Here is a 22,164-nt window from a genome sequence, read left to right as displayed (position 1 = left end):
TGCGAAAAGTAAAAAAATAAGGTAAAAATAAAGAGGTTGTTATAAAAAGATTTCTGCTTTTAAGCTTCCTACCTTCCTGCCTCCTTCTCAATCCATTTGTCCTTACATTTTCAAACAACATAATTTTAATGGATGGAAGAACGAAACGTGAAACATTTTGAATATGGTAAGAAAAGCGTGGTGTAAGTATGAGCGAGATTTCCATTTCAACTCTTGAAAATATGAAATTAAAAGAGTTGTATGAACTAGCACGGCAATTTAAAATTTCATATTACAGCAAATTAACAAAAAAGGAATTAATTTTTGCAATATTAAAAGCAAATGCGGAGAAAGAAGATTTGCTATTTATGGAAGGCGTCTTAGAAATCATTCCTTCTGAAGGATTTGGTTTTCTGCGTCCAATTAACTATTCTCCCAGCGCAGAGGATATTTATATTTCAGCCTCGCAAATCCGCCGTTTTGATTTAAGAAACGGCGATAAAGTATCTGGAAAAGTCCGCCCGCCAAAAGAAAATGAACGATATTACGGATTGCTGCACGTTGAAGCGGTAAATGGCGACGACCCCGAATCTGCGAAAGAACGCGTCCATTTCCCGGGCCTTACTCCTCTTTATCCAAATAGACAAATGAAATTGGAAACCGAACCTAAAAATTTATCAACAAGGATTATGGATTTAATTACACCAGTCGGCTTTGGACAGCGCGGTTTAATTGTGGCACCCCCTAAGGCAGGAAAAACAATGCTTTTAAAAGAAATTGCCAATGCCATTACGACGAACCATCCTGAGGCTGAACTGATTGTGCTGCTTATTGATGAACGTCCTGAAGAGGTAACCGATATTGAACGTTCTGTAAAAGGGGATGTCGTAAGCTCAACTTTCGATGAGGTGCCGGAGAATCATATTAAAGTCGCTGAACTCGTTCTTGAACGAGCGATGCGTCTTGTGGAGCATAAACGGGATGTCATTATTTTAATGGACAGCATAACCCGGTTGGCCCGCGCGTATAACTTAGTAATTCCGCCAAGCGGCCGGACGCTGTCAGGAGGGATTGACCCTGCCGCATTTCACCGTCCAAAGCGGTTTTTTGGGGCGGCGCGGAACATTGAGGAAGGCGGCAGCTTGACGATATTGGCAACTGCGCTTGTAGATACGGGATCGCGAATGGATGATGTCATTTACGAAGAATTTAAAGGAACGGGAAATATGGAGCTTCATCTTGATCGTTCGTTAGCGGAAAGGAGAATATTCCCTGCCATTGATATTCGCCGTTCCGGTACACGAAAAGAAGAATTGTTAATTCCGAAAGAGCATTTAGAAATGTTATGGGCGATTCGAAAATCTATGTCGGATCAGATGGATTTTGCTGAACGCTTCTTAAAGAAAATGCGCCAAACGAAATCAAATGAGGAATTTTTTGAAATGCTAAAAGAAGAATGGAAAACAACTGGCATAAAAAGTTTCTAACTATGTTGCATTTCTTGTAAACCCTTGTTATAATTTTTTTATGTGTGTTTAAGAATGTTGAAGCGTGAAATAATTGCACGTTTCCGAATAGATAAACTCTGTTTCGAAATGATTCAGGGCGTAAAGGAGTTGAAAACTATGAAACCGGGAATTCATCCAAATTATAAAAGAGTACTCGTAAAATGTGCATGCGGAAACGAATTTGAAAGCGGTTCTGTCAAAGATGAGGTGCGCGTTGAAATTTGTTCTGAATGCCATCCGTTCTATACAGGCCGTCAAAAATTTGCAACTGCAGCCGGACGTGTAGACAAATTTAACAAAAAATACGGTCTTAAATAATTATGTAAAACAGGCAGTCTTTTCATTCTGCCTGTTTTTTCACTTATTTGACATGTTTTTATAAAACGGGGAGAGATTTTTGAATATGGCGCAATTGTTTTTTAAATACGGGGCGATGAACAGCGGCAAATCCATCGAAATTTTAAAGGTTGCTCATAACTATGAGGAACAAAACAAATCGGTGCTGATTTTCACGTCTGCCATTGATACTCGTGATGAAGTTGGATATGTATCAAGCAGAATTGGCTTCAGACGAAAAGCGATACCGATCTACGATGATACGAATATTTTCCAAATTGTGAAGGAATATCAGCCTAAGCCGTACTGTGTGCTAGTGGATGAGGCACAATTTTTAAAGAAAAAGCATGTACTTGAGCTTGCGGATATTGTTGACAAATTGAATATTCCCGCAATGGCGTTTGGATTGAAAAACGATTTTCAAAATGAGCTTTTCGAAGGAAGCAAATATTTGCTGCTTTTTGCGGATAAAATTGAGGAAATGAAAACGATTTGCTGGTTCTGCGAAAGGAAAGCAACAATGAATTTACGGATTGACGACAACGGCAAACCGGTATATTCGGGCGAGCAAATCCAAATCGGAGGAAATGACAAGTACTATCCTGTCTGCCGAAAGTGCCACGCGAATCCGCCGTTATGAATCATTGCTTATTTGCATTAGATGGGAAGAAACGTTGTCGGCAAAGTGTGATGAAGAGAATCTTACGATAAGGAAATATTTTCATTTAAAAGAGCTGATCCTTTTGGGCACCTTAAGAACAGGAGGTGCTTTTTATGCGAATATTGATACCATTCATTTTGGCGGCAATATATTTACTGTCAGGGTGTGGAACGGCGGATAAAATATCAGATAATCGCTCATTAAATCTCGATCATAATGGATCCAACCTGATGACGAGGGACGTTAAGCCTGAAAATACAGGAGATGTGGTCGACCAGCAAACACAAAATCCAAACATAAATATTGCGAACAGCCCCTTGACGATCAGGGAGGCAAAAGAACAAATCGTCCGTACACTGGAAACTGAAAAAGGTTTAGAGCTCGATTCTTTTTGGACAAATGGGGACGATGCATGGGCGGTTATTTATACATCGCAAAAATTGACGGAACAACAACGCGAAAACCGGCAAAAGGAGCTGTATGACAAGTTGCAGCGCGCACTGCCCCGATACAACTTGCATGTTCAGTTAATCAATAAAAAATAAAACTCGTTCACCGATTGAGCGAGTTTTATGAAAGAACTTATAAATCGAAAATTGATTTCGTGTATCGAGTGTGTGTCATGAAGACGGGCTTATAAACCGAAAATGGAGCTGAGCAGCGTTTTATATACTGCCTTCTTTTTTCGGGGTTTATCGATCGAAGACATTTGAAGTGAAGACATTTGAAGTTCAGGCATACTTTTTTTGCTTTCAAGCTCTTTTATTTTTCTTTCGAGCGTCTCGATCCTTCCTGTCAGCTCTTCAATTTCCTTTCTTTGCACTAAAAGCTGATATGACACGACATCGTCAGCTTTTGAATAGATCATTTGCTCCAGATCCGCTATTTTTTTCAACAATTCGTTCGAAACCGTTCCACCAGCATTTTTAGCCGATTCTTTTCTTTTCGCTTTTACTATTACTTGTTGCATTGGAACTCCTTGTTTTATTTGATTGTGAACTTCTTTGAGCAAGGCGATATCCTCGTCAGAAAACATATAATGTCCAAGTTCGTTCCGTTCCATTGGAAGATTAAGCTGTTTGATCCAGCGCTGAACTGTTTTCGGAGAAACACCGATTTTTTTGGCAGCATCGGTTGTATTCATCGAACCTCCCCTTTCAAACGATCATAATATACATATTCAGCTTTTTATAGGAGAACCCTTCCTGTTTGACAAAACAAGCGGTCATCCGGCAAAAGTTCTAGAATATCGACAGAGGAGCCGGCAATTATCCGAACGTTTGAAACTGCGAGAGCTTCAAAAAATATATTCTGTTCCATTCGGCCGCTGATTCTATTTCATGGCAGAATCATTCGTCCGCATACATCTGGTTTTGTCTGTCAGCCGACTTGATTTTGTCTTGCACTCTAGATCAAAAACGAAAATTTTTAAAAGGTTGCTAGTTTGGTACAAATGATGGCGGCATATTGGATTGATTAATCGCTTTTTAACAAAACCTTGATGTGATTATAAAAGCCGTCCGAACCTGTAAAATCGACTTTGCAGCATCGCATATCGAAAAAAGCTTTTTTGCTTCCCAATTGTTAAAAACGGTTGTTTTTGACTGGTACAGTTTCCTATACTATAATTTAGAAAGTTACAAACGGTGCACCACATAGGAGTTTCCCTATGAGTGGGCTATGATTAAAAATAGAGGTGAAATTCCGTGTTAGAACGTTTGCAAGCGGTTGAAGACCGATATGAAAAATTGAATGAGCTTTTAATGGATCCGGAGGTTGTCAACGATCCGAAAAAGCTGCGCGAATATTCGAAAGAACAATCTGATCTTCAAGAAACGGTTGAAGTTTACCGTGAATATAAAAAGGTAAGAGAGCAGCTAGAAGATGCAAAAAGCATGCTTGAAGAAAAGCTTGATCCAGAAATGCGGGCAATGGTAAAAGAGGAACTGGCAGAGCTTGAAGCGCGGGAAAGCGAGCTGATTGAGCAATTAAAAATTTTATTGCTTCCAAAAGATCCAAACGATGAAAAGAACGTTATCATGGAGATCCGCGGTGCAGCAGGCGGAGAGGAAGCAGCGCTTTTTGCTGCAGACCTTTACCGCATGTATACTAGGTATGCGGAAGATAAAGGCTGGAAAATAGAAGTGATGGAAGCAAACACGACCGGGACTGGCGGCTATAAAGAGATCATTTTTATGATTACAGGAAAAGGAGCCTATTCCAAATTAAAATTTGAAAACGGTGCCCATCGCGTGCAGCGGGTACCGGAGACGGAATCTGGAGGCAGAATTCATACGTCAACTGCAACAGTCGCCTGTTTGCCGGAAGCGGAAGAGGTAGAAGTAGAAATTAACGAGAAAGATATCCGTGTTGATACATTCGCATCAAGCGGTCCTGGAGGACAAAGCGTTAACACTACGATGTCAGCTGTACGTTTAACACACATTCCAACCGGAATTGTCGTATCCTGCCAGGATGAAAAATCGCAAATAAAAAATAAAGAGAAAGCCATGAAGGTTTTGCGTGCCCGCATTTTAGATAAATACCGCCAAGAAGCGCAAGCGGAATACGATCAAAACCGAAAGCTTGCTGTTGGAACCGGTGATCGATCGGAACGCATTCGTACGTACAACTTCCCGCAAAACAGAGTTACAGACCATCGTATCGGTCTCACATTACAAAAGCTTGATCTCATCCTAGAAGGAAAATTGGATGAAATTATCGATGCCCTCATTTTAGAAGATCAAGCGAAAAAACTGCAATCCCAAGGGGAGTAAACCATGCCGAAAGTTTTCGAAGCCCTCAAATGGGCTTCTTCTTTTTTAAAACAAGCGGGAAGAGATGAGAATGCGGGAGAATTGTTGCTTTTGCATCATATGAAGAAAAGTCGGGCGAGCTTGCTTGCCGATTTAAGAATGGATATTGACAAACAAGTATGGGAAATCTTTCAGCAGGACGTGCAAAAACATGCTCAAGGGATGCCTGTGCAATATATTATCGGCTGCGAACAATTTTACGGCCGCCCTTTTAAGGTGAACGAGCATGTATTGATTCCGAGACCGGAAACGGAAGAGCTAGTTCAAGGCGTGCTGCTCCACTCTGAACGTTTATTTTCTGAAAGGGAGCAAATCGATGTTGTGGATATTGGCACGGGGAGCGGTGCTATTGCCGTCACATTGGCTCTTGAAAATAAAAAAATGCGCGTGTCTGCCACCGATATTTCCGAAAAAGCGCTTGCAGTGGCAAAAGAAAATAGCGAAAAGCTTTGTGCTAATGTGCATTTTTATCAAGGCGATTTGCTGAACCCTATTATAAATGCAAAGCAAAAAGCGGATGTTGTTGTGTCCAATCCGCCGTATATTCCGGATGAAGAAATCATGGAGCTGTCAACAGTTGTAAAGGACTGGGAGCCGACATTAGCGCTTTCAGGAGGAGCGGACGGCCTTTTGTATTATCGAAAAATTGTGGAGCAGCTTCCAGATGTGATCCGTTACCCTGGATTAATCGCATTTGAAATCGGGCACGGGCAAGGAAAAGATGTGAAAAGCATGCTAGAGAATAGGTTTCCAAAAGCAGAGGTACAAATTGAATACGATATGAATGGAAAAGAACGGAAAGTATTTGCTGTCCTTTCGTTATAATAAGCTTTTCGAGCCATTCCCTCCTTTTCTAGCAAACTTTAAATCTGAACCAATTTTATGTTTAAGATCTCTCTCTTCTGTCGATAATGACGTACTGAAGGGAGAGGAAAAACGATGAAAAAGAAATTATCTGTTATATATATTTTTTTAATGCTGTTTGGCAGCCTATTAACAGCTTATGAAATGCCGACAGACGCAAAACAAAATGAGACGGTGATCATTCCTGACGAAGCCATTCGTCTGCGAATTTTAGCAAATAGCGATTCTCCGGAAGATCAAGCTTTAAAACGGAATGTTCGGAATGCGGTCAATGAAGCAATTAATCAATGGGTTCAGGATCTAACTTCGATTGATGAGGCGCGTAAAATCATTCGAGCAAAAATACCAGAAATTAAGGATATCGTCCAAAGCGTTTTAAAACAGGAAAACAGCAGCCAATCCTTTACAGTGGAGTTTAAAAAAATTCAATTTCCGACAAAGCTTTATGGAAATTTCCTTTATCCGGCTGGAAACTATGAAGCCATATTGATCACTCTTGGAGAAGGAAAAGGAGCCAACTGGTGGTGTGTGTTGTTTCCGCCGCTTTGCTTTGTCGACTTTTCAAGCGGTGAAGCTATTCAACAGGATGAAGAAAAGGATAAAGTAAAAGAAGAAAAGAAATTAGAGAAAACAAAAAACTTATTCGCTCCTGAAGAACATGATGAGGAAGTAGAAGTGAAATTTTTCTTAGTAGAATGGTTTACAAATCTGTTTTCATAGGTCTAATTCAGCTTTTGCCTCATACATTGATTACTAGATTTGTCCGAATAAAAGGGGTGAAAGCGTGTATTATTCATTGCGGTTTGCGGAAAGGGAAGACTTAAAAACCATTCAACAATTTGCAGATCAAGCGGGCGTTTCCACGGAAGGCTTCGACAACAGCCATTTTATTATTATGGAGACTGATCATGGTGAAATAGCGGGATGTCTAGGAATGGAAGTCATCAATCAGGATGGTCTCCTCCGCTCTTGCGTTGTGTCCAGCAATTTGAATCAAGGACATATCATCTCCCTATTAAAATCGGCAGACTTATTAATGGAACAGTTTCGTTTGAAAAATATTTATTTTGCAGTCAACAAAAATTCTGTAGCAGAGTTATTAGAAATATTGGGATTCAAGAGGATTCAAGCGGATGAATTGCCTTCCCACATGCTTGCGTCAAATCTGATGAATCAGTTGGTATCCGTTCCAAATGTAGAGTTTATGGTAAAATAACGCTAAGGATACGTATAAATTATACACAATATCCACAATATTTATCCACTGCAATCAACAGCTTTATCCACAATTTGTGGATAAAGCTTGTTCTTGAAAAATAATGGAACAGTTTCACTATTGCTTAGAAAGATTCATAACACTCGTTCATGTATTAGCAAAGGAGTAAACGAAATGAAAACGAAGCATTGGATTGTGGATAATTTAGAGCATGTTACAAAAAATTCTCCACAAATTGTTCAGGCAGCCGAACTATTGAAAAAAAATGAATTGGTTGCCTTTCCAACAGAAACAGTCTATGGACTAGGAGCAAACGCGAAAAGCGATGAAGCAGTAGCAAAAATTTATAGCGCGAAAGGAAGACCGAGCGATAATCCGTTAATTATCCACATTGCTAAAAAAGAACAGTTAACAGAGATTGTGGATAGCTATCCCGATTGGATTGATCCATTAATTGACCGTTTTTGGCCAGGCCCGCTCACCCTTGTTTTGCCAAAAAAAGAAGGTCTGTCGAATCTTGCCACAGCAGGATTATCAACAGTAGCAGTGCGCATGCCGGATCACCCTGCAGCATTAGCATTAATCGAAGCAGCAAATCTGCCGATTGCAGCTCCGAGCGCCAATCTTTCCGGAAAGCCAAGTCCAACTTCTGCTAAACATGTCATGGATGATCTCGAAGGGCGAATCCCGGGAATTGTCGATGCAGGCCCTACTGGACTTGGCGTAGAATCAACAGTACTTGACTGCACCGAGGATATTCCAGTGATCCTGCGTCCAGGTAGTGTTACAAAGCAGCAATTAGAAGAAGTCATCGGTACGGTGCGCATAGATGCTGCGCTGCTGAATCAGGAGGAATTGCCGAAAGCGCCGGGCATGAAATATACACATTATGCACCTGATGCTCCTTTAACGATTGTTGATGGAAGCAAAGAATTTATTGAACAATTAATACAAAAAGAGAAAGAAAAAGAAAAAAAAGTCGGGATGTTGACAACAGAAGAAAATAGTCGTTTTTACAGCGCGGATAAAATTGTTGTCTGCGGAAAAAGAAGCGATTTGCGAACAGTTGCCAGCGCACTGTATGATTCGCTCAGAAAGTTTAATGAAGAACAGCTGGATGTATTATTCAGCGAAGCGTTTCCTGCGGAAGGAGTTGGACAAGCTATTATGAATCGCTTGTTAAAAGCTGCATCCCACCGGATCATAAAAGAACGGTAAACTTTTAATGCCTTGAACAAAAATCGGCGCTCAGGCCGGTTTTTTTGAGTCCAGACTTTCTGATCCTTTGTTTAACAGGCGGAATTGACAGATCAAAAGCAAATATAAAAATGGTAAAGGCTCATCTGCCATCGCACGCATAGGCAGAAACAGATCGCGCAGTTAAATAAACAGAGATCAATGAACCGGGCGCCATTCTTTGTCATAATGTCCCTCTGACGTGCATATCGTTCAATATGCGTGTCCGGGGGAGGTTATCTATATGGCTGCAGAAATAGTAACTTTATTTTTAATGGCATTTGCATTAGGGATGGATGCCTTTTCAGTTAGCCTTGGGATGGGCTTAGTTCGTTTGCGATGGAAGCAAATTTTTGACATCGGTATATATATTGGGATTTTTCATATGATCATGCCGCTTATCGGAATTGTCTTGGGGAAAGTACTATCGGAAAAGTTTGGTTTAGTTGCCATGTATATTGGAGGATGTCTGCTCACTCTTTTAGGAATTCAAATGATTTATTCGTCTTTTAAACGCGATGAATCGCCTTTCATTGCACCGGTCGGCATCGGCCTGTTCCTTTTTGCGCTGAGCGTCAGTTTAGACAGTTTTTCGGTAGGATTAAGTCTAGGTATCTACGGAGCGGAGGTTTTGTTAACCGTCGTAATGTTTGGTTTTATGAGCATGGTGCTCACTTGGAGCGGGTTATTGATCGGCAAACGGGTTCAAGATTGGTTCGGCACATATAGTGAAGCTTTTGGCGGCAGCATTTTGCTTGTATTTGGCTTGAAATTATTATTTTCAATGTAGAAAGCTGTATTGTCTAAACCAATCGTTTGAGCACAGTCATTGGACGTGCTTTTTTTTGTTAATTTTTTTGGTTAAATATGCCTATTATGCAAAAAAATTGTGACTTTTTGTCGATAATAAAAATAAAAAAAATTCCTCATGGTTTCCATTCTTTCGAACTTTTTGATTATAATGAAGGTAACATCAAAAGGGAGAGATAGAAGGGAGAAAACCTTGTGACAAACATTTTATTCGTTTGCACCGGAAATACATGTCGAAGCCCGATGGCGGAGGCTATTTTTAAGCATTTGCAAAAAAACGGCCGATTTAACGTTCGTTCAGCAGGCGTGTTTGCATTGGATGGGCAGAAAATTTCAGAAAATGCAAAAAAAGTGCTGGAGGAAAAGGGAATACATGTTGAGCACAGTGCTTCAAAACTTACGGAAGAACATATCGATTGGGCAACATATGTATTTACGATGACTAAAGATCATAAAAACATATTATGCCAATTTTTTCCTAAAGCAGCCGAAAAAACATTTACGGTAAGCGAGTTCGTTGTTGGAAAAGATGAGGAGATACGTGATATTACCGATCCGTTTGGCAGTTCCGTGGAAAAGTACAGAAAAACAAGGGAAGAGCTGGAGCAATTGCTTCAAAAGCTTATTTCAAAATTAGAAACAAATTAGCAGGCAGGTGGACTCTGTGAAAAACAAGAATCGATACAAATTCAGCATCCGTTTAAAAATCGTCATCTTTATTACGATTGTTGCTCTTATTACATATTCAACAAGCGGATTTTTCATTTATGTTGTATACGAGTATGTGAAACAATATATTGACCGAACATCTTTTACCATTTTGACGCTGACTCTTGGAATCATATGGTCAGGGATTTTAACAGCTATTGCAGCTGGATTTCTTATTTCTCCGCTAAAGCGGCTTGAAAAGGCTGCTCTTATAGCGGCCGATGGCGATATTTCCGTAAATGTTCCTGACATCAAATCAGATGATGAAATTCGGTCCTTAAGCAGAGCCTTTAATGAAATGCTTTCCAATTTAAGACATATGGTGAAAAACATTGAAATAAATTTTGAGCAAACAAATGAGCAGGTGAAACAAATACATGCTGCAACAGAACAGGCAACAAGACAAGCTGAAAGCATTTCATATACGATTAAGGAAATTTCAACAGGAGCCGACCAATCGGCGGCTGCTATTCAGGAAACAGCAGAAGCGGTGGAAGATACGGTAGAGCTTGCTAGTCAGGTAAAAGAAAAAGCAAAAGTATCCGAAAAAATGGCGAATGAAATGGTTCAATCACTTGACCAAAGCAAAAAGATATTTCAATCTTTAATTAAAGGGATTCAATCGTTGGCCGAAAAAAACGAGCAATCTATTTTGGCGGTACAGCGTCTTGAAGAAAATGCCAAAAAGGTGGAGACTATTGTATCCCTTGTCGGCGATATTGCCGATCAAACAAACCTGCTGGCGCTGAACGCGTCAATTGAAGCGGCAAGAGCAGGTGAACACGGCAGAGGGTTTGCTGTCGTTGCGGAAGAAGTTCGAAAGCTTGCTGACCAAAGCGCCAAAGCTGTTCAAGGAATTTCCGAGCTGATCTCTAACATTCAAAAAGAAGTAAGCAATGTTGTTGAACAGATTGGAGATCAAGTGAAAACAGCTCGACAAGAAGCGCAAAGAGGGAAAGAAACAGAGAAAATTCTTGTGGAGATGTCGAAATCGATTTTGCATGTTGCCGAAGCGGTTAAGGTGATCAGCGAGCTGATGGACGAACAGCAAAAAAGCATTCAACAAACAGGAGCGCAATCCGAAGAAGTGGCAGCGATTGCCGAAGAGACATCTGCTGGTGCACAGGAAGTGGCCTCATCTGTACAAGAACAAGCTGATAATATTTCTAACATTAATCAATTAACGAGAGAGCTTGAAGCAAGCGCTCAGCAGCTAAAGAAAGTAATCGATCGATTTACTTATGAAAAATAAAAAGGAGGAGCAGCTAGTGAAAGTCATAATTGCCTCAGATCACGGAGGGGTCAACATACGTGAAGAAATCAAAAAATTGCTTGACGAGATGAATATCGAATACGAAGATATCGGCTGCGACTGTGGGACATCAGTTGATTATCCTGATTACGCATTGCCGGCAGCTGAACGAGTCGCGAAAGGAGAATTTGACCGCGGTATTTTAATTTGCGGAACAGGGATCGGAATGTCAATAGCGGCCAATAAAGTAAAAGGTATTCGCTGCGCCCTTGTACATGATGTGTTTAGTGCAAAAGCAACCCGGGAGCATAACGACAGCAACATGCTTGCAATGGGTGAACGTGTCATCGGGCCGGGACTTGCCCGCGAAATTGTGAAAACGTGGCTGACAACTGAATATGTGGGAGGCAGGCATGCGAATAGAATAGAAAAAATTTCAAAATATGAAGAAACCCATTTATAAGGTGATGATCGAATGCCGGAATTGCAAGAATACCGGGAACAGCTTTTAACAGTGCTGGCCGATTTTAAAGAAAAAGCACCAATTCAAAAAGGGCAGCTGATTGTCATAGGGTGCTCAACGAGCGAAGTAATCGGAGAAAAAATCGGCACTGCCGGAAATACGGATGTTGCCGAAATGATATTTTCTGCATTATCGGAATTTCAAAAAGAAACAGGTGTAGAGCTCGCTTTTCAATGCTGCGAGCATTTGAATCGCGCTCTTGTCGTTGAACGGGAAACAGCAGAAAAGCGCAATTACGAAATCGTTTCTGTCATCCCAATCCCGAAAGCAGGCGGTTCCATGGCAGCGTTTGCTTATGAGCATATGTGGGATCCGGTTGTTGTTGAATTTATTAAGGCAGATGCAGGCATTGACATCGGAGATACACTTATTGGCATGCATTTAAAGCATGTTGCTGTCCCTGTTAGAAGCTCGGTCAAGCAAGTCGGACAAGCCCATGTAAACTTAGCTTTTAGCCGGCCGAAGCTTATCGGCGGTGCGCGGGCAGTTTATACAAAATAAACATTCGAATATTAGCAGTGCGAACTTACGTCATGGTTTGTGCTGCTATTTTTTTATAAAAGAAGTGGAGCGGAACAAAAAAAACATGCACATCATTTCTTTGAAGTATCGGGGCCCCTCCATCTTTAGAAATTATAAGCAAAAGTCGTATCAAACTTTGATGCGATTTTGTTTAGTGAAAATACAGGTTGCCGATCATTTCCTGCTTGACGACTCTGTGCATTGAGTTAGGTACAGAAGCTCCGTTGGTCGAGTTGTACAAGACATGATTCAATTTACGAACTGATAGTTTAAGTATACAGGCAGAATCGAGGTTTTAAGAAATTCCGAATTAAAAACTATTCATGCCAAAAAAAAGTTTGGGAAGAATACGCTTACATAAAAGAAAAGGGTTGCCAAAGGATGATCAATACGGTTATTCTGATTAATAAGTAGATCGGCATGACGATTTTGTCGCTCGCCTGTGCCGTTCAATCGATGAAAGACTAGAGGGGGAACATTTCATGAAATATATTCAACAACAGGATCCTGAAGTATATGAAGCGATACAGAACGAATTAAAGCGCCAGCGTACGAAAATCGAACTGATTGCGTCAGAAAATTTTGTCAGTGAAGCGGTAATGGAGGCCCAAGGTTCTGTATTAACAAATAAATATGCAGAAGGTTATCCGGGACGTCGCTACTATGGAGGATGCGAATATGTTGACGTTGCGGAAGATTTAGCTCGCGAACGGGCGAAAAAAATTTTTGGAGCTGAGCATGCAAACGTTCAGCCGCATTCCGGTTCTCAAGCCAATATGGCTGTTTACTATGCTGTCTTAAATCATGGGGACACTGTTCTCGGAATGAATTTGTCTCACGGCGGCCATTTAACGCATGGAAGTCCGGTAAACTTCAGCGGAATGCAATTTAATTTTGTTGAATACGGTGTTGATCCTAACACTCATCTTATCGATTATGATGATGTTCGAGCTAAAGCTCTTGAGCATAAACCGAAAATCATTGTTGCTGGTGCCAGCGCTTATCCTCGTGAAATTGATTTTAAAAAGTTTCGGGAAATCGCTGATGAAGTGGGAGCTTACTTAATGGTTGACATGGCTCATATTGCCGGCCTTGTTGCTGCAGGTCTTCATCAAAATCCTGTGCCGTACTCCCATTTTGTAACAACTACGACGCATAAAACACTTCGCGGTCCAAGAGGCGGAATGATTTTATGCAAAGAAGAATTTGCAAAACAAATTGATAAAATCATTTTCCCAGGCATTCAAGGCGGTCCGTTAATGCATGTTATTGCAGCAAAAGCGGTAGCATTGGGAGAAGTTTTACAAGAAGAATTTAAAACATATGCGCAAAACATTATCAACAATGCGAAGCGGCTGGCAGAAAAATTAAAAGAAGAAGGACTGACTTTAGTATCTGGAGGAACAGATAACCATTTGATTTTAGTTGATGTTCGCAACCTGCAATTAACAGGAAAAGTTGCTGAACATGTTTTGGACGAAATCGGCATTACTGTGAATAAAAACGCGATTCCATACGACCCTGAATCACCTTTTGTTACAAGCGGAATCCGTATTGGAACGGCAGCTGTCACAAGCCGCGGTTTTGGTTTGGAAGAAATGGATGAAATCGGATCGATTATTGCATTTGCATTGAAATTCCATCAAGACGAAGTTAAATTGGAAGAAGCGAGAAAACGGGTGCAAGCTTTAACAGAAAAATTCCCGCTCTACCCAAATTATTGAGGAAATATTGAGTGTTCGAAGCCACATGCTTCGGACGCTCTTTTTTTTATTTTAATTTTCTGCCTCTTAAAACTATTTAAAATGGATTTCATCGTTTGGAATGTTGTCGAAAAAGGTTGGTGAAAATGTTGAAACTCAAAAATTTTTTCTGTAAAATCTATTGAGGCAAAAGAAAAGGAGATGTGAAACTTGGGCAAAGTGTTTGTATTTGATCACCCGTTAATTCAGCATAAGCTATCCTATATTCGCGATAAAAAAACCGGAACAAAAGAATTTCGAGAGCTTGTGGATGAGATTGCTACATTAATGGCGTTTGAGATAACACGAGATCTTCCGCTGGAGGAAGTGGAAGTAGAAACCCCGGTAGGAGTAGCGAAAACAAAAATCTTGTCAGGAAAAAAACTTGGGGTTATTCCCATTTTGCGTGCGGGGCTAGGAATGGTTGACGGCATTTTGAAACTGATTCCTGCCGCAAAAGTCGGCCATATCGGGTTATATCGGGATCCGAAAACATTAAAGCCTGTAGAATACTATGTAAAACTTCCTTCTGATGTGGAAGAGCGGGATTTCATCGTTGTTGACCCAATGCTGGCTACCGGCGGTTCAGCAGTTGAAGCAATAGAGTGTCTAAAAAAACGCGGTGCAAAAAATATCCGTTTCATGTGTCTAGTAGCTGCTCCTGAAGGGGTAAAAGCAATGGAAGAAGCTCATCCAGATGTCGATATTTACATTGCCGCACTTGATGAGAAATTAAACGACCATGGCTATATCGTACCAGGTTTAGGAGATGCAGGAGACCGTTTATTTGGTACAAAATAACAGGAGAGGGCGAAGTGAAGTGCCCTCTCTTTCTTTTTAGCATAGTATGAAAATTCATTAATATAAGGAGCTGTCCAGAAAGTTAAATCCCCATTGAAAACAAAAAATCATAAACATCGATATATCAACGTTTCTAAAACATTAATAGGCGTCAATAAGCCGTAAAAACGACTTATTAAACAGCTCCATCAATTTCTCACTTTTCCCTTAAAACGACTTTTTTCATGCAATAAACTGATGTTCATAGCGAACAATAAGTGCTGAGGTGATAGAAATGGGAAACCCTTCAGTGCGAATTTGTTTGCTTTTTTTCTTCATTTTCCACGTTTTTGATGTAACTGCTTTTGCAAAGACCTTCCCCGAACATCCACAAATCCCTGAAGAGAATGCTGATGAACAAGTCACAATGATCATTGTTTTGTCAGATCAGAACCTTTCAAAAATAAAAGAGTTGATTCAAAAAAAATATCCGGAAATAAACATTTGCTGGGAATATAAAAAAACGTTTACCGGATTTTCCGTAAAAGGGAAAAAAAGAGATCTAGATCAGCTAGTAAAAGAGCCTTACATTGAACATGCAGAGCCTGTAACGACTTTTCAAGCAACGGTTGAAGAAAGTGTTCCTTTTATAGGCGGCATCGATGCACGCGGCTATTTTGACGCGAAGGATGAAAGATTGACGGGAAAAGGAGTGAAAGTAGCTGTTATAGATACGGGGATCGACTACAACCACCGAGATTTACAAAAAAATTATCAAGGCGGATTTGATTTTGTAGATCAAGACAAAGACCCAATGGAAACAGTCGCGAAAGACAATTCGAGGACAATTCACGGCACTCACGTAGCAGGAATTATAGCGGCAAATGGAAAATTGAAAGGGGTTGCTCCGGAAGCCTCCATCATTGCCTATAGAGCGCTTGGCCCTCATGGGTACGGGACGACAGACCAAGTTATTGCAGCGATTGAAAAATCGATTGAGGATCAGGTAGATATCGTAAATCTTTCCCTTGGCAATGATGTGAACGGTCCGGATTATCCGACAAGCCTGGCGTTAAACCGAGCCGTTGAAGAGGGGATAACTGCAGTTGTATCAAGCGGAAACTCTGGACCTAACATTTGGACCGTCGGTTCGCCTGGCACTGCAAGCAAAGCAATTTCCGTCGGCGCATCGACACCGCCGCTTGACGTAAAGTATTTAACCCTTTCAGGATTTCAAAAGAAAATACCAGCTGAATCTTTGTTCAATTCTGCCCCTTGGACAACAATTAGAGGACGGATAGAGTATGCAGGCTTAGGGGAGAAAAAAGACTTTAAACCTTCTGTTAAAGGAAAAATAGCCTTGGTGAAGCGCGGGGAGATCACGTTTGCCGAAAAAGTGAAAAATGCAAAATCAGCCGGAGCCCAAGCGTTGATTATTTGCAACAACATGAAAGGGAGATTTACCGGCAATTTAGAAGAAAAATTGGACTTTCCTGTTGTCTCCATCTCAAAGGAAGATGGCGAATGGCTGCTGAAACAATTGAATGAAAAATCGTTCATCAAAACAACCATTCGGATAGAAAAAGATCGCCTCGCACCCTTTTCATCAAAAGGACCGGTAACAGTCACATGGGAAGTGAAGCCCGATCTTGTCGCACCTGGTGTAGCAATTGACAGCACAATACCTAAAGGGTATATGGCTCTTCAAGGAACAAGCATGGCTGCTCCGCATATAGCAGGTGCAGCGGCATTGATCAAACAAAAGCATCCAGATTGGTCGCCGGAACAAATAAAAGCAGCTATGATGAATACTGCTAAACCGCTTTATGATCAAAATGGAAGGCTGTACAAGGTGTTTGAGCAGGGGGCGGGAAGAATCGATATTTTATCGGCTGTTCAGACAAGAGCTCTCATTTATCCGGCATCTCTATCATTCGGTCAATTTCACAAAAATATCGGCAGGAAAAAGAAAGAGATCACGTTAACTCTTGAAAATCTCTCCGATCAAGAAAAAACGTTTGTTTTTTCTAAACCGCATTATCAAAAAGGGGTTCAATGGCAGCTCCCTATTTCCGTAAAGGTTCCTGCTAACGGGAAAAGAGAAGTATCCGTCTCGATTGATGTTGCACCAAAATCATTGAGGGAAGGATTGTATGACGGGACTCTTGTTGTAACAGCCGGCAGCCAGACAATCCGCCTTCCATATTTATTCGTTGTTGGCGAACCGAATTATCCAAAAATCATGGGATTTGAATTTGGGCTTGCCGATCAAGGGAATATGTACCATTATGAGCTTTATTTGCCGCAAGGGGCGGATGAATTCGGGATTGCCCTGTATGATCCGGACACTTTAACATTCAAAGGCTTTTTAGACTGGCAAAGAAATATTCCGGGAGGTTTGTTGAAAAGAGACATTTCCGGGCAATTTAAGGACATTCCAAACGGCGTTTACAAAGCGCTTATTTTTGCAAAAAAAGACGGGGAAGAAAGCAGCTATGAAACGACAATCATTTTAGATAAAAAAATATTAAAAAGTCAATAGAAACACCAAAAATATTTGTGAACAAATTGTGATATTATTAACAAATAGCTCAACTTTTGACGTGAAACAGATTGACATTGATTGGTGCCTATTGTATGCTAAACGGGGTGGGATGATAAGGTTTTCAACAGCCTTTTAACATAATGAAATATAAGGTAATTTTATATTGTGAGGACATACCCAATGCGGCAAAAAGAGCACCATCCGCTCCGAGCATACGCTTTAATGACCGCCATTCTTTCCTATTTGGCAGGGTCAGTGCTCGTTGGGATTTTTGCAGGAAGATGGCTTGATCGACATTTGCATACAGAACCCGTTTTTTTGATCATCGGTCTTCTAATTGGACTGGCTGCGGGAATAATTGCGATGCTGAGATTAGTCCAACATTTTTTTCAGGAGAATGAACGGTAACTATGGATCGTATAGAAAAATTGTTTGTGCGCAGCAAAAAATATTTGCTGTTTTTGCTTGCCATCTATGTGTTAGCGTGGGGGTTTACTCCTTATCAAGATATTTTCCTCGGTCTTGCCCTTGGTACAAGCTTTAGCCTCTATAATTTATGGATACTAGTGCGTAAATCAAAGCAAATACAGCAAGCAATTGAAGAAGGCCGTACAGCACGTTCGCTTGGAACGGTTTCAAGGATGGCAGCCGCAGGATTGGCGGTATTAATCGCACTTAAATTCCCTGAACTTTTCCATTTAATTAGCGTGGTTATTGGTTTAATGACAATCTATATTGTCATTATGATAGATTCTATTCTATACATTTGCGGACAAGCTTGGGAAGAGAGGTGAATTTTGTTGGGTCACGAAGCGCCGATAGTAAAATTATTAGGGCTTGAATTTAATTTGTCCAATATTTTAATGATTCTTGTATCTAGCGCAATTGTATTTATCATCGCCGTATTGTCGACCCGCTCTTTGGCAATGAAGCCAACGGGTATGCAAAACTTTTTGGAATGGGTCATGGATTTTGTGAAAAACATTATTAACAGCACGATGGACTGGCAGACAGGCGGCCGATTCCTTACTTTAGGAATGACGCTCATCATGTACATTTTTGTTTCCAATATGCTTGGTCTACCATTCGCTATCGTTGTTGACCATAAGCTTTGGTGGAAATCGCCTACGGCTGATCCTACCATAACGCTGACACTGGCCATTTTAGTCGTCGGTTTATCGCATTATTACGGGATTAAATTAAAGGGCTTTTCCGCCTATGGAAGCGACTTTTTCAAGCCACTGCCGTTTTTGTTCCCGCTTAAAATTATTGAAGAGTTTGCAAACACGTTGACGCTTGGTCTTCGTCTTTACGGTAACATCTATGCTGGGGAAATTTTGCTAGGTCTGCTTGTCAGCTTGGCAACTAGCGGAGCATTCGGCTTCATCGGGGCAATTATTCCGATGATGGCGTGGCAGGCATTCAGTATTTTTGTAGGTGCAATCCAAGCTTTTATCTTTACAATGTTAACAATGGTTTATATGGCGCATAAAGTTAGCCATGACCATTAAAAATAAATGACTTCATCATAATTTTTGTGTAAAAAATTATTTTTAAACAAATAAAGGAGGACTTTATTCATGAATTTATTAGCAGCTGCAATTGCAATTGGTTTAGCGGCACTTGGTGCTGGTATTGGTAACGGACTTATCGTATCTCGTACAGTAGAAGGTATTGCTCGTCAACCTGAGGCGCGCGGTATGCTTCAAACTACTATGTTTATCGGGGTTGCGTTGGTTGAGGCGATTCCGATTATCGCGGTTGTTATTGCATTTATGGCTTTTGGTGCGTAATTTGAAAATTTCAAAAGAGCCTTGCCTAGATTGGTGTTGAAAAAGGCTTTTTAGAAATCGGCATGCAATCAATTTGCGTGAAGTCCGAATCGAAAGGACAGCAAGTGAAAAAGAGGAAATGGCGAAGTTATTTAAGCATCTTCGCCATTCCTTTATGTTGTGAATGGTAACAGAGTCCCAATATAGCCGGTAGTTGGAAAACGGAAGTTTTGAAGGGAGTGAAACGAAGCCGTGTTAACAGTTGAATTTGCCCTCGGAGCTGGAGGCTTCGCAGCAGGAGATATGCTCGTTCAGCTCGTTGTATTTTTAGTTTTGTTAGCATTGCTCAAAAAATATGCTTTTGGTCCGCTTATGGGCATTATGAAACAGAGGGAAGAATTTATTGCAAATGAAATAAACGCTGCGGAAGAAAAGCATGCGGAAGCCAAAAAGCTTGCCGAAGAGCAGCGTGAGCTATTAAAGCAAGCCCGCATCGAAGCACAGGAGCTTGTTGAAAATGCGAAAAAACTCGGCGAACAGCAAAAAGAAGATATCATCCAAGCGGCTCGTGCGGAGGCAGAAAGACTGAAAGAAGCAGCCAAGAAAGAAATCGAACACGAAAAAGAGCAAGCCGTTGCTGAATTGCGTAATCAAGTGGCATCATTATCCGTTCTTATTGCTTCTAAAGTGATTGAAAAAGAATTGAATGAAGCTGAGCAAGAGAAGCTGATCAATGATTATATTAAAGAGGTAGGAGAACAGTTATGATTGGCGGAGTGGCAAAGCGCTATGCGTCAGCTCTTTTTCAAATTGCAAAGGAAAAAAATCAAGTGAAGCAGTTTGAAGAAGAATTGCGGATTGTAAAGCAGGTGTTTATTGAAAATCAAAAATTGTTGCAAATTTTAGAGCATCCGAAGGTGTTGCTCGAAAATAAAAAATCATTGGTCAATGAAGCGTTTTCTTCATTGAGTGCTGAAATTATCAATACTCTTCTTCTGCTTATCGATCGCCATCGCATCCGCTTAGTTCCTGAACTTGTAGATAACTTTGTGGAGCTTGCAAATGAAGAACAGCAAACAGCAGAAGCAACGGTTTACTCCGTCCGTCCGTTGAAGGATGAAGAAAAGCAGGCTCTTTCAGAAGTATTTGCGCAAAAGGTCGGAAAAAAATCGCTTAAAATCACAAACGTCATTGATCAGAACTTAATTGGCGGACTGAAACTTCAAATCGGCAATCGTATTTTTGACGGTAGCATCAAGAGTAAGCTCGAACGCATCGGGCGGAATTTAGCGAAAAGTTCGTAGATAGGGGTGAAACTCATGAGCATCAAAGCTGAAGAAATTAGTGCACTGATAAAAAAGCAAATTGAAAACTATCAGTCTGAAATAGAAGTTAGCGATGTCGGCACAGTTATTCAAGTAGGTGACGGGATCGCACGTGCTCATGGCCTCGACAATGTCATGGCCGGTGAGCTTGTCGAATTTTCAAACGGCGTTATGGGATTAGCCCAAAACCTTGAAGAAAATAACGTCGGTATTGTTATTTTAGGCCCTTTTAAAGACATTCGTGAAGGCGATGAAGTGAGAAGAACAGGACGGATTATGGAAGTTCCTGTTGGAGAAGAGCTGATCGGCCGCGTTGTAAATCCGCTTGGACAACCAGTGGACGGGTTAGGCCCGATTGAAACAACAAAAACACGTCCGATTGAAAGCCCTGCCCCAGGCGTCATGGACCGGAAATCTGTTCATGAACCGCTGCAAACGGGTATTAAAGCGATCGACGCTCTTATCCCAATTGGCCGCGGACAACGCGAGCTCATCATCGGTGACCGTCAAACAGGTAAAACGCAAATTGCGATCGACACAATCATTAACCAAAAAGAAGAAAACATGATTTGTATCTATGTTGCGATCGGACAAAAAGAATCAACAGTTCGAAATGTTGTTGAAACACTCCGTAAACACGGCGCATTAGATTATACGATCGTTGTAACGGCATCTGCGTCTCAACCGGCTCCATTGCTTTATTTGGCCCCATATGCCGGTGTATCTATGGGCGAATATTTTATGTACCAAGGAAAACACGTCCTTATCGTATATGATGATCTTTCAAAGCAAGCTGCCGCTTACCGTGAGCTTTCTCTATTACTACGCCGTCCACCTGGACGTGAAGCGTTCCCTGGGGATGTCTTTTACTTGCACTCCCGTCTATTGGAACGCGCAGCAAAACTTAGCGATGCAAAAGGCGGCGGATCTTTGACGGCATTACCATTTGTTGAAACGCAGGCTGGCGACATCTCAGCTTACATTCCTACGAACGTAATTTCCATTACAGACGGACAAATTTTCTTGCAATCTGACCTATTCTTCTCAGGTGTGCGTCCTGCGGTAAACGCCGGATTGTCCGTTTCCCGCGTCGGCGGTGCAGCGCAAATCAAAGCGATGAAAAAAGTTTCGGGTACGCTTCGGCTAGACCTTGCAGCATACAGAGAGCTTGAAGCATTCGCTCAATTCGGTTCTGATCTAGATAAAGCAACTCAGGCGAAGTTAAACCGCGGTATGCGTACAGTTGAAGTATTGAAGCAAGGCATCAACAAGCCGATCCCAGTTGAAAAACAAGTCATGATCCTTTACACCTTAACAAAAGGATTTTTAGATGATATTCCTGTTGAGGATATTCGCCGCTTTGAAGAAGAATTTTATGCTTATTTAGATCAAAATGAAAAAGAGCTTCTTGAAGAAATCCGTTCGACAGGAAATCTGCCTGAAGACGAGAAAATGGAAAAAGCCATCAAAGGTTTCAAAAAAACTTTTGCAGTTTCTGAATAAAGAACGATAAGGCTGTGAAAATACGGGGATTCTTTTCACAGCCGTTTTCAAAACATGATCGGCTAT

At 41.0% G+C, this 22,164-nt stretch carries 25 protein-coding genes; 24 read left to right on the top strand and 1 reads right to left on the bottom strand.

Annotated features, from left to right (window positions below):
- Positions 1 to 188 precede the first annotated feature (188 nt).
- The 4 genes from rho to NSQ94_RS18265 all read left to right on the top strand — a co-directional run bounded on the left by rho (position 189) and on the right by NSQ94_RS18265 (position 3,029).
- A complete protein-coding gene (gene rho / locus NSQ94_RS18280; protein WP_063389036.1) occupies positions 189 to 1,466 on the top strand; it encodes a transcription termination factor Rho in 1,278 nt (425 codons plus the stop codon).
- A gap of 138 nt (positions 1,467 to 1,604) precedes the next feature.
- Positions 1,605 to 1,805 (top strand): 50S ribosomal protein L31, encoded by a 201-nt coding sequence (gene rpmE / locus NSQ94_RS18275; RefSeq protein ID WP_063389035.1) that lies wholly within the window; start codon positions 1,605 to 1,607, stop codon positions 1,803 to 1,805.
- 85 nt (positions 1,806 to 1,890) lie between these two features.
- Positions 1,891 to 2,463, top strand: a complete 573-nt coding sequence (locus NSQ94_RS18270) for a thymidine kinase (RefSeq protein WP_063389034.1) — start codon at positions 1,891 to 1,893, stop codon at positions 2,461 to 2,463.
- Positions 2,464 to 2,597: 134 nt separating this feature from the next.
- Complete coding sequence (locus tag NSQ94_RS18265; RefSeq protein WP_066251326.1) at positions 2,598 to 3,029, top strand: hypothetical protein; 432 nt, start codon at positions 2,598 to 2,600, stop codon at positions 3,027 to 3,029.
- Between the two features lie 89 nt (positions 3,030 to 3,118).
- On the opposite strand, the gene NSQ94_RS18260 is transcribed toward NSQ94_RS18265, so the two are convergent.
- A complete protein-coding gene (locus NSQ94_RS18260; protein ID WP_063389032.1) occupies positions 3,119 to 3,628 on the bottom strand; it encodes a MerR family transcriptional regulator in 510 nt (169 codons plus the stop codon).
- Between the two features lie 562 nt (positions 3,629 to 4,190).
- Between NSQ94_RS18260 and prfA the strand changes: the two genes are divergently transcribed.
- From prfA to atpA, 20 genes are all read left to right on the top strand, one after another.
- The gene (gene prfA, locus NSQ94_RS18255) at positions 4,191 to 5,261 is read left to right on the top strand and encodes a peptide chain release factor 1 (RefSeq protein WP_063389031.1); all 1,071 of its coding nucleotides are present in this window, start codon (positions 4,191 to 4,193) and stop codon (positions 5,259 to 5,261) included.
- A gap of 3 nt (positions 5,262 to 5,264) precedes the next feature.
- Positions 5,265 to 6,125 carry a peptide chain release factor N(5)-glutamine methyltransferase gene (prmC, locus tag NSQ94_RS18250; RefSeq protein ID WP_066251319.1) on the top strand — a complete coding sequence of 287 codons (861 nt, stop codon included), beginning with the start codon at positions 5,265 to 5,267 and terminating at the stop codon, positions 6,123 to 6,125.
- Positions 6,126 to 6,239: 114 nt separating this feature from the next.
- Complete coding sequence (gene spoIIR / locus NSQ94_RS18245) at positions 6,240 to 6,884, top strand: stage II sporulation protein R (RefSeq protein WP_066251316.1); 645 nt, start codon at positions 6,240 to 6,242, stop codon at positions 6,882 to 6,884.
- Positions 6,885 to 6,948: 64 nt separating this feature from the next.
- Complete coding sequence (locus tag NSQ94_RS18240; RefSeq protein WP_063389028.1) at positions 6,949 to 7,380, top strand: hypothetical protein; 432 nt, start codon at positions 6,949 to 6,951, stop codon at positions 7,378 to 7,380.
- A 174-nt stretch (positions 7,381 to 7,554) separates the two neighbouring features.
- On the top strand, positions 7,555 to 8,598 hold the full coding sequence (locus NSQ94_RS18235) for an L-threonylcarbamoyladenylate synthase (RefSeq protein ID WP_339198010.1): 1,044 nt from the start codon (positions 7,555 to 7,557) through the stop codon (positions 8,596 to 8,598).
- Between the two features lie 262 nt (positions 8,599 to 8,860).
- Complete coding sequence (locus tag NSQ94_RS18230) at positions 8,861 to 9,406, top strand: manganese efflux pump MntP family protein (protein WP_063389026.1); 546 nt, start codon at positions 8,861 to 8,863, stop codon at positions 9,404 to 9,406.
- Between the two features lie 263 nt (positions 9,407 to 9,669).
- A complete protein-coding gene (locus NSQ94_RS18225; protein WP_066251512.1) occupies positions 9,670 to 10,074 on the top strand; it encodes a low molecular weight protein arginine phosphatase in 405 nt (134 codons plus the stop codon).
- Positions 10,075 to 10,090: 16 nt separating this feature from the next.
- On the top strand, positions 10,091 to 11,386 hold the full coding sequence (locus NSQ94_RS18220) for a methyl-accepting chemotaxis protein (RefSeq protein WP_066251307.1): 1,296 nt from the start codon (positions 10,091 to 10,093) through the stop codon (positions 11,384 to 11,386).
- A gap of 16 nt (positions 11,387 to 11,402) precedes the next feature.
- A complete protein-coding gene (gene rpiB, locus NSQ94_RS18215; protein ID WP_063389024.1) occupies positions 11,403 to 11,849 on the top strand; it encodes a ribose 5-phosphate isomerase B in 447 nt (148 codons plus the stop codon).
- 12 nt (positions 11,850 to 11,861) lie between these two features.
- Positions 11,862 to 12,410 (top strand): TIGR01440 family protein, encoded by a 549-nt coding sequence (locus NSQ94_RS18210; RefSeq protein WP_339229788.1) that lies wholly within the window; start codon positions 11,862 to 11,864, stop codon positions 12,408 to 12,410.
- A gap of 503 nt (positions 12,411 to 12,913) precedes the next feature.
- A complete protein-coding gene (gene glyA / locus NSQ94_RS18205; protein WP_311066659.1) occupies positions 12,914 to 14,155 on the top strand; it encodes a serine hydroxymethyltransferase in 1,242 nt (413 codons plus the stop codon).
- A 189-nt stretch (positions 14,156 to 14,344) separates the two neighbouring features.
- Positions 14,345 to 14,974, top strand: a complete 630-nt coding sequence (gene upp / locus NSQ94_RS18200) for a uracil phosphoribosyltransferase (protein ID WP_063389021.1) — start codon at positions 14,345 to 14,347, stop codon at positions 14,972 to 14,974.
- Between the two features lie 274 nt (positions 14,975 to 15,248).
- Positions 15,249 to 17,495, top strand: coding sequence for a S8 family serine peptidase (locus tag NSQ94_RS18195; RefSeq protein WP_339229786.1), 2,247 nt, complete (start codon positions 15,249 to 15,251; stop codon positions 17,493 to 17,495).
- Between the two features lie 183 nt (positions 17,496 to 17,678).
- On the top strand, positions 17,679 to 17,906 hold the full coding sequence (locus NSQ94_RS18190) for an AtpZ/AtpI family protein (protein WP_094244712.1): 228 nt from the start codon (positions 17,679 to 17,681) through the stop codon (positions 17,904 to 17,906).
- A gap of 2 nt (positions 17,907 to 17,908) precedes the next feature.
- Positions 17,909 to 18,292 carry an ATP synthase subunit I gene (locus tag NSQ94_RS18185; RefSeq protein WP_339229784.1) on the top strand — a complete coding sequence of 128 codons (384 nt, stop codon included), beginning with the start codon at positions 17,909 to 17,911 and terminating at the stop codon, positions 18,290 to 18,292.
- 6 nt (positions 18,293 to 18,298) lie between these two features.
- Positions 18,299 to 19,009 carry a F0F1 ATP synthase subunit A gene (gene atpB / locus NSQ94_RS18180; RefSeq protein ID WP_063389018.1) on the top strand — a complete coding sequence of 237 codons (711 nt, stop codon included), beginning with the start codon at positions 18,299 to 18,301 and terminating at the stop codon, positions 19,007 to 19,009.
- Between the two features lie 69 nt (positions 19,010 to 19,078).
- On the top strand, positions 19,079 to 19,291 hold the full coding sequence (gene atpE / locus NSQ94_RS18175) for a F0F1 ATP synthase subunit C (protein WP_063389017.1): 213 nt from the start codon (positions 19,079 to 19,081) through the stop codon (positions 19,289 to 19,291).
- A gap of 282 nt (positions 19,292 to 19,573) precedes the next feature.
- Positions 19,574 to 20,038, top strand: coding sequence for a F0F1 ATP synthase subunit B (gene atpF, locus NSQ94_RS18170; protein WP_082830384.1), 465 nt, complete (start codon positions 19,574 to 19,576; stop codon positions 20,036 to 20,038).
- Complete coding sequence (locus tag NSQ94_RS18165) at positions 20,035 to 20,574, top strand: F0F1 ATP synthase subunit delta (RefSeq protein WP_117016857.1); 540 nt, start codon at positions 20,035 to 20,037, stop codon at positions 20,572 to 20,574. Before atpF ends, NSQ94_RS18165 begins: the two co-directional genes overlap by 4 nt.
- A 15-nt stretch (positions 20,575 to 20,589) precedes the next feature.
- Positions 20,590 to 22,098, top strand: a complete 1,509-nt coding sequence (gene atpA, locus NSQ94_RS18160) for a F0F1 ATP synthase subunit alpha (RefSeq protein WP_063389014.1) — start codon at positions 20,590 to 20,592, stop codon at positions 22,096 to 22,098.
- Positions 22,099 to 22,164 lie beyond the last annotated feature (66 nt).

The organism is Aeribacillus sp. FSL K6-2833 (assembly GCF_037965815.1).
In the GTDB taxonomy this organism is placed as follows: domain Bacteria; phylum Bacillota; class Bacilli; order Bacillales; family Aeribacillaceae; genus Aeribacillus; species Aeribacillus composti.
This window is presented reverse-complemented; position numbering and strand designations above follow the sequence as displayed.